General features: G+C 61.1%; 6 protein-coding genes and 2 tRNA genes. 4 read left to right on the forward strand and 4 right to left on the reverse strand.

Translation table 11 applies throughout. The features are described from left to right. The 3 genes from AAF184_23855 to AAF184_23865 all read right to left on the reverse strand — a co-directional run. On the reverse strand, window positions 1-1,039 hold a 1,039-nt coding region (locus AAF184_23855), incomplete at its 3' end, for an IS481 family transposase (protein MEO0425391.1). Between the two features lie 692 nt (window positions 1,040-1,731). After that, a tRNA-Leu gene (locus AAF184_23860) sits at window positions 1,732-1,805 on the reverse strand. A 6-nt stretch (window positions 1,806-1,811) separates the two neighbouring features. After that, a tRNA-Leu gene (locus AAF184_23865) sits at window positions 1,812-1,889 on the reverse strand. 846 nt (window positions 1,890-2,735) lie between these two features. On the opposite strand from AAF184_23865, the gene AAF184_23870 reads away from it, so the two are divergent. The 4 genes from AAF184_23870 (at window position 2,736) to AAF184_23885 (ending at window position 4,932) form a co-directional block, all read left to right on the forward strand. Further along, window positions 2,736-3,200: a hypothetical protein gene (locus tag AAF184_23870; GenBank protein MEO0425392.1), complete on the forward strand. Its 465-nt coding sequence runs from the start codon at window positions 2,736-2,738 to the stop codon at window positions 3,198-3,200. A 180-nt stretch (window positions 3,201-3,380) separates the two neighbouring features. Next, window positions 3,381-3,722 (forward strand): hypothetical protein, encoded by a 342-nt coding sequence (locus AAF184_23875; GenBank protein ID MEO0425393.1) that lies wholly within the window; start codon window positions 3,381-3,383, stop codon window positions 3,720-3,722. 98 nt (window positions 3,723-3,820) lie between these two features. Continuing rightward, complete coding sequence (locus tag AAF184_23880) at window positions 3,821-4,225, forward strand: hypothetical protein (GenBank protein ID MEO0425394.1); 405 nt, start codon at window positions 3,821-3,823, stop codon at window positions 4,223-4,225. After that, window positions 4,222-4,932, forward strand: coding sequence for a Crp/Fnr family transcriptional regulator (locus tag AAF184_23885; protein ID MEO0425395.1), 711 nt, complete (start codon window positions 4,222-4,224; stop codon window positions 4,930-4,932). Before AAF184_23880 ends, AAF184_23885 begins: the two co-directional genes overlap by 4 nt. 1,028 nt (window positions 4,933-5,960) lie before the next feature. Here the strand turns inward: AAF184_23885 and AAF184_23890 are convergent. After that, entirely contained in the window at window positions 5,961-7,196 is a 1,236-nt protein-coding gene (locus AAF184_23890; protein MEO0425396.1) for an IS256 family transposase, read from the reverse strand. Window positions 7,197-7,260: the final 64 nt, after the last annotated feature.

Genomic DNA, 7,260 nt, shown 5'->3' on the forward strand with positions numbered 1-7,260 from the left:
CCTCGAAGCCAATGTACTCGCTAGCAAGCGTTGTGGAAGCGCAGACCCATTGGCGATTCCACCGTATCCCGCCATTGGCAGAGACTAGCCTCACCTCGAAGCGATCTGGGTATTCGATAGGTGGGATCTTGTGGGGCATCTGACGGTTTGAAGGCTGATAGCATTGGGCGGGTGTTCTGCCATCTAGGGCGTCGTGGGGGCGCTCGTGATTGAACTCGTTGACGAAGGTGTTGAACTTGCGCTGCTGCGCGTTGAGGTTGCCGGCAGGAGGGCGAGTGGCCTCGCGCTTCAAGGTCCGATGCATGCGTTCATGTCGACCGTTTTGTTGAGGCCGGCCGGGCTGTATGAACTCAGGGATGACGCCGAGCCTGACCCACCAGGCGGAGAGCTTGGAGAGTCGTCCTAGAGTGTTGGTGGCGAAGGGCACGCCGTTGTCGGTACGGATGCGTGCCGGCAGGCCATACTCGTGGAAAATACGGGTGAAAACGCGCTTTGCATCGACGACTTTGGTGGAGAGCAAGCTCTGGCATGCGAGCAGCATGCGGCTGTAGTCATCGGTAATCGTAAGTGGGTAGCAGTAGATGCCATCGCGGGTTTTGAACTCGCCCTTGTAGTCGGCGGCCCAGAGTTCGTTAGGCCCGAGGGATGAGGTATCGGGCTTGCCCGGGTGTCCGGGCTTGCGCCGTCGGGTGGGTGCTGCTGCGACACCGTGTCGCTTGAGGATGTTGCAGACGGTCGTGCGGGAAGGGAAGTCGAGTTTTGGGTGGCGCGGGGTCAGGAACTGAAGGATCTTCTTGCCGCCCCAGCTGGGGTGGCGTTTTCGAGTCTGTAGGATAAGCGCTTGGATCTCATCAGGTGTCTTGGTAGGGCTGGTGTAGGGGCGTTTGGAGTAGTCCTCGAGGCCTTCCGGGCCGCGTCTGACGTAGCGGTCGATCCACTTGTACCCGGTTTTTCTGCTGACGCCGTAGCGCTGGCAGAGTTCAGTGACGGTGAAGGTGCCTCGCAGGTAGTCGGAGACGAATCGTACTTTCTGGTCCATAGGTGACGTTTCACTCCAGGGCATAGGGCACCTCCTTGCGGTGCGCCCAAGATTGGAAGAAGCTGTTACCTATGTCTCTTGACGAAAGTGTTACCTATGAGTGTGGACCGTACAGCGCCGCCGCCTAACCTACCGCAGCAGCTGTCGCTTGACCCGAGCACCACTCCGGCTACCGCCGGAGCGGCCCTCGCCTCAAGCGCGTCTGTGCTAGAGCGTTAGGCGGCATTGGTGAGCGAGCGTGTTCGGGTGCGACTTCCGAAGTCGAGCGAGTCGACCATCATTGAGTGGACGGAGGAAGGGATGCCGGGTGTAGGCACGGTGTTCCATGAGTACGCCGCATTCCCAGGCCAACGTGTTTTTCGTTGGCACTTGTCCCTTGTGTTCACACTTAGGGAGTGCAACGACCATGAACTTCCGACCGAGGAGGAGTCAGAGCTCCTGTACGCGTATGAGGACGTTCTTACTGCAGCCCTATGCGGTGGCAAGACGCCCAATGCGTTCTTGTTCGCGCGGCTTAACGTTCTATCGGAGCGTGAGCTGGTCTTCCGGGTCTTCCAGCCGAGGCCCGCACACGAATTCCTGCAGAAAGTGATCTCCGAGGAGACTTATCCTCAAGCCGGTGCGTCTGCCAGTTGCGCCACTCGGGCGAGCAATAGTCCACCTACCCACGACAACGCGTAGGTACCTGAGAGTGCTGGAGGCGGGATTCGAACCCGCACCACACGAGGTTTAAGCTCGTTGCGTCTTCCACTTGCGCCACTCCAGCGTGAAGTGGTGCCCAGGGTGGGACTCGAACCCACAACAACCGGTTTCTGAAACCGGTGCGTCTGCCAGATTGCGCCACCTGGGCAAGTCAGAAGCCCAAAACGAAAAAGCCCCCACGGCGGGACCGAGGGGGCTTCGTGCATCCTGTGGCGTTTCAATCACGCTACACTAGGCGCAACCCCCCCCCGGGCCCAGCTGTGAGGGCGTCAATAGTCGGAGCGAGTTGGCAGGTGCGTAGAACATGGCGAGCACGATAGTGAGAGTGTTGGGTGGTGTCAAGGGTACTTTGCCCGCGTGCCACCGATGGTGCGCCGGTGCAGGGAGCTTCCAGGTGCATCCGGATTTGGAGACTAGGATGGCTAACAGCTCGGCACAGTAGGATGCGATTACTCTCGTCGGCTGTCGTGATCCTGCTTGGCTACCACCTGCTCACACCGCTTGGTTCCTGGCTGGGCTGAGTATCCTCGGTGTGGCGTGGTGGTGGGATCTAATTGGCCTTATCCCTGGCATCTTCCTGGTGTGGGGGATCTTTCGCTCAAAGATGCAGCTGCCGCTACGGCGGGCATTGGCGCTGAGGCTTGGTACGAGCGTTCAGTTGGATCCAACCGCCGGGGTGTTCGGCGCTGTCGTTGCCATGGGGGTTGTCGCCGTGTCGGGGTGCGTGTGGATGATGGTGAGTCAGGGCGGTCTTGACCTGCGGGATCTCGTGCGCGGGGTGGGGCGTCAGTTCCCGGTGGTGCTCTTGGCCGGTTTGCTGGCCGCCGTGGTGCCAGTCCGGCGGGTCGGGCAGCTAGCGCTCTATTCATCGGCACCCGTGACCGTTTGGTTTGTGCTGGTTTCAAGTGGTCTGCTATCGCCATATTCAGGAGCCGGGCAATGATGGCTGTTGGACGCCAAAGTAGCGCCTCGTCGACCGCGATGGCCGGTAGCCGTGAAGGCCGTTCTCGCGCTGGTCGGTGCCATCGTGGCGTTCTACTGGGCCTACAACTATGTCAATGACGTTCCAAGGTGGCGGTTGAACGGGTGCTACAGGATCGACCAGAGTTTCTATCCCGGCGAGAACGCTGAATGGCAGCGTGCTCACTTTGCGTTTGAGGTGACGGCCGATCGGGAGTTCTATTTCTACGAGCGCCTGAAGGATGGAGCGGTCAGGACGACGAGAGAGGGGATGGTGCACTTTTATCGTGACACTGCGCCCCACCTCTTCTCGATTGAGATCGATGCCCGGCACCCGCTGGTCGATCCTCACCCGAGCCATTACAGGGGGCGTCTTCGCTTCTACTTCGTATTCGAGTCAGCATTCGGCAACATGTTTTGGCGCAAGGTGTGGACGACGAACCGCCAGCGGGTCCTCGCGAGACGCGCCTACTATGCGTCGCCGTCAGTCCACATGTGAGGGAGTCTAGTGAGTTCTGCAGTTTGGTCTGGATTGATCGGCGGGTTGGCCGCGGCGGTTATCGGAGCATGGCTTCGACGCAGGGCAGAGAAGGCGCCAAGCGACGGCACCCTGCGGCCAGGCTGGGGTTTCCTGGCGCTAGGGGTTGCGTGTTTGGCGTTTTCGGGCTTCTGCGTAGCCATGTTCTTCGTAGATGCAAATGTCTGGGAAGACAGAGGCGAGCTGATCGCCTTGATCGGGCTGGTCACCGTCTTTGGCCTGAGCGCTGCTTGGTGCTTCGCGGAGTACTTCCTCACCCGAGGCACCTTCGATGCGCACGGGATTCGCCTTCGGTGGCTCTGGCTTCGTCCTAAGAGCGGCGCTTGGGATGAGCTTGAGACGGCGTACTACAGCGCGTCGATGGGTTGGCATGTGCTGGAGTTTCGCTCGGGTGTACGGATCCGAATTTCCATCCTCATGCACGGGCAGGGGGGCGTGCTCCGGTTGCTCGAGGAAAAGGGCGTGCAGATCGATGAGCGCTAGGGTGTGGTGTGATGATCACTGAGGGGTCAGTGAGCCGGGAGGCGGCTGCGCAGGCGTTTCCGTTCCTCGCTGCGAGGTACCGTGGACGCAGGGCGGCGTTGAAGGCGTTCACCCACACGTCGCCGGGCTTCGTCTTTTGGGTCTCACCCGAGGGTAGTCTCATCGATGCCAGAGACTCGCACCTGAAGAATCCGCCGAAGGGTCGGCGCGACATCCTCAGGGACGAGCCTGACTACGGCGGATATCTGCGCGGAAGAGTGGCCACGAGCATCGATGGCATTCAGTTGGTCGCTGTCTACTGTCGCCCGCAAGCCTTGTCCGGCAGTGCGCCCGGCGTCTCTCAGTTGCTTTCGGGTCTGGACGAGCTTCCGGTGCCCCTGCAGTCGCAAGCGATGGTCGTCAGCGATAATGGCGATCTGTACGGCACCGTTGCCGATCTCCGACGGCGAGAAACAAACGGCCATTCGAATTGGGGTACGTCTAATTTGGAGGGGCTCAGTTGACAGGTGAACTCGCTCCCGAATCGATGCCAGCGCCGTACCACGTCGAGAGTGTGCGTCCGCATGAGCAGATCTTTGCGCGTGGGTTGCCCGCTGAGTATGTGTACAAGCTGCTGCGGGGTGAGGTCGTGCTCACCTGTGATCGTCGGCGGACCATGCTACCGATCGCGCTCGTTCGCCCCGGTGCATGGTTCGGGGTGGTGACGGATCGACAGTGGCAGGCTGCACACTATGGCTATAGCGGGGAGGCGGGAAATGTGGAGGGCGGTGCCTCGCTGGGTGTGATGCCGAGGGAGTCGTTTTATCGGGTGATTGCCGAGCGACCTGATTTGGCCGTGGATGTGGTGCGGGAACAAGCTCGCGTTTCTCAGGCGCTGTTTGTCGCACTCCGGGCCGTGCAGTCGGGTGACCCGGCACAGCGGGTGGCACATGCGCTGCTCCTAAGAGGTGAGCGTGGCGACTGCTTTCGCTACGCGCCTGCCATGCACAAGTATTCGTACCCTGAGCGAATCGCCGTCGTGTTCCCTGCGCCGCCTCGTGAGCTTGCGAAGTGGACTGGGTTGCGTAGGGAGCAAGCGCGGGACGCGATACTAACACTCTCCGAGCACGGCTTGATGGAGCCGCGCACGGCCAAGCTGACGACGATCTACCCGCTGGAGATCACCGCGTGGCTTGAGGAGCAGGTAGCGTCACAGGAGTCGAGTAACTAGGCGAATGAGCGAGAGCAGCGTGGTGGGTGAGGGCGCGTTGGATGCTCGGGGTACTCATGGTCGGGGCTGAGCAAAGGGAGCCACGAAGCGTGAGCCGTGCGATCTTCCCTTTGGTCCTCGCCGGTGTCGCGTCGGCTGGGTGGGCACAGAAGGGGAGCGTCTGTCGCAACTTCTCTTCCGAGCTGCTATTCCTCGATGAGAGTTACCTACTACGGGAGGGGAGGAGCAAATCGGCTGTACGTCTGCACCCATTAGGCCCTAGTCGTCAGGGGTAGGTAGGGCCGCCTCACGGCAGCGACCGCACACGCGGGCTTCGCGCGTGATTTCCAGGCCGGCGCCGCCGGGGTCGGTTTTCTTCTTCTTTCGTCTTGGGCCCCGTCTTCGCTCAGCGTTGGCGTCGGGGCGTGCCGGATAGGCTTTGGGGCGCGTCTCAGTGACTATGTTGAAGCGCGGTGCTCTGGCGGGGGATTGCTGTCCACAGATCTCACAGATGTACACTCACTACGGCCGGTATCGCGATCCCCTGGGGGGCCGATGTCCCAGGGGCCTGTGAACCCTCGACGGTGAGGGCGGCGAGCGGGTAGAGCATTCGATCCGCCCAAGCAACAGCGCGATTGGGCGCCTGAAGGCGAACTTCAGCGCCACCGGTAGCTCGCAGTGTCCAGGTGATTGAGCTGGTAGGTATGACATGAGCGAAGTCGCTTCGGTTTACGACACTGGGGGTCGGCTCGTCTCCCTCGGTCGCACTGGCACTCTTTGGTTGACACGTGAGTTCGTCAAGCTCGGTGCCTACGAGTACGGCGAAGAGGGCCGTCTGTGGGATGCCGCAGACCAGGTCATCGGTCGCTTTCAGGCCGGCAGTGTCTATTCGGCGAGCGGTGCGTTCGTTGTGTCGTTCCACGGCCACGACTTGGTCGTGCTGGGGCGTGGGGGTTCGAGGTGCATCGGTTGCCCGGGCGCGAGGGCGTTGGCCGTGCTGCGGTGGGGCGGCGGTGTAAGGATTTCTGTGTCTGAGCCGATCCTCAGTCTCATTCCTCAACGATAAACCGTTCACCGAACTGGATTGCCAGCTGCGCCTTCGCAGCATGCCACTCCTTCGGTGCCCGTTTCCACTTCGTCTCGATGCGCTTGAGCGCGAGGTAGATCAGCTTCGTGGCCGCTGTGTCGTTGGGGAAGTGGCCCTTGTTCCTGATCGCCTTCCTCACGCTGCTGTTGAGCGACTCGATGGCGTTGGTCGTGTAGATGATCTTGCGCACCTCCGAGGAGAAGGCGAAGAACGGGATCACCTCCTCCCAGCGCCTTCTCCAGCTCTGGACGATGGCCGGGTACCTCTGGCCCCATTCGCCTTGCTCGAAGGCATCCAGGGCCTCTGCGGCGGCCTCAGCGCTCGGGGCTGAGTAGACCGATCGCAGCGCTGCCGCGACCTGCTTGCGCTCCTTCCACGACGCGAACTGCATCGAGTAGCGGATTAGATGCACGATGCAGGTCTGGACAACCGTCTCAGGAAACACGCCTGTGATGGCGTCAGGGAAGCCCTTCAGTCCGTCGACGATGGCGATGAGAATGTCCTGGGTACCACGGCCGCGCAGATCGGTCATCACGCGCATCCAGAACTTCGCGCCTTCCGTCTGCTCGATCCAAATGCCGAGCACTTCCTTACGACCAGCGCACGTTACGCCGATCGCTAGGTAGACGGCCTTGTTGCGGACCGCGCCCTCGTCACGGATCTTCACGCGAAGAGCGTCGAAGTAGACTAGCGCGTAGGTGTGCTCCAGCGGGCGATTGCGCCACGCCTTCACCTCATCGAGAACGGCATCGGTAATCGCAGATACAAGCGCTGGAGAGATCTCCACGCTGTATATCTCGAGGATGTGCTCCTGGATACTCCGTGTGCTCATGCCCGCGGCGTACATCGAGATGATCTTGTCATCGAAGCCGGGAAAGCGGCGTTGGTACTTCGCGATAAGCGCTGGATCGAAGCGACCCTGCCGATCGCGAGGGATGTCCAGCACCAGGCGCTCGTTGCCCTCCGTGATCACCGTCTTGGGGCTGCTGCCGTTGCGATGGTTGCCGGTACCTAGCTCTTCCTCGCTGTCGAGGTGCACGTCCATCTCGGCGTTGAGCATGCGCTCGACTAGCGCCTTCTTCAGGTCGCCGAAAGCACTCTCGAGATCGCCTGTCGTCTTGATGTCGCCGCGCTTCAGGAGCTCATCCAGAACCGCTTCTTCCGCTGCGCTGCGGACCTTCTGCTTCCGTCTTGCCATACCATTGACCCTCCGCGGGGTTCGTTGTCAGTATGGCTCAGAACACAGAATTCCTTACACCCTC

This window comes from Pseudomonadota bacterium (assembly GCA_039815145.1).
Lineage (GTDB): Bacteria > Pseudomonadota > Gammaproteobacteria > Steroidobacterales > JBCBZW01 > JBCBZW01.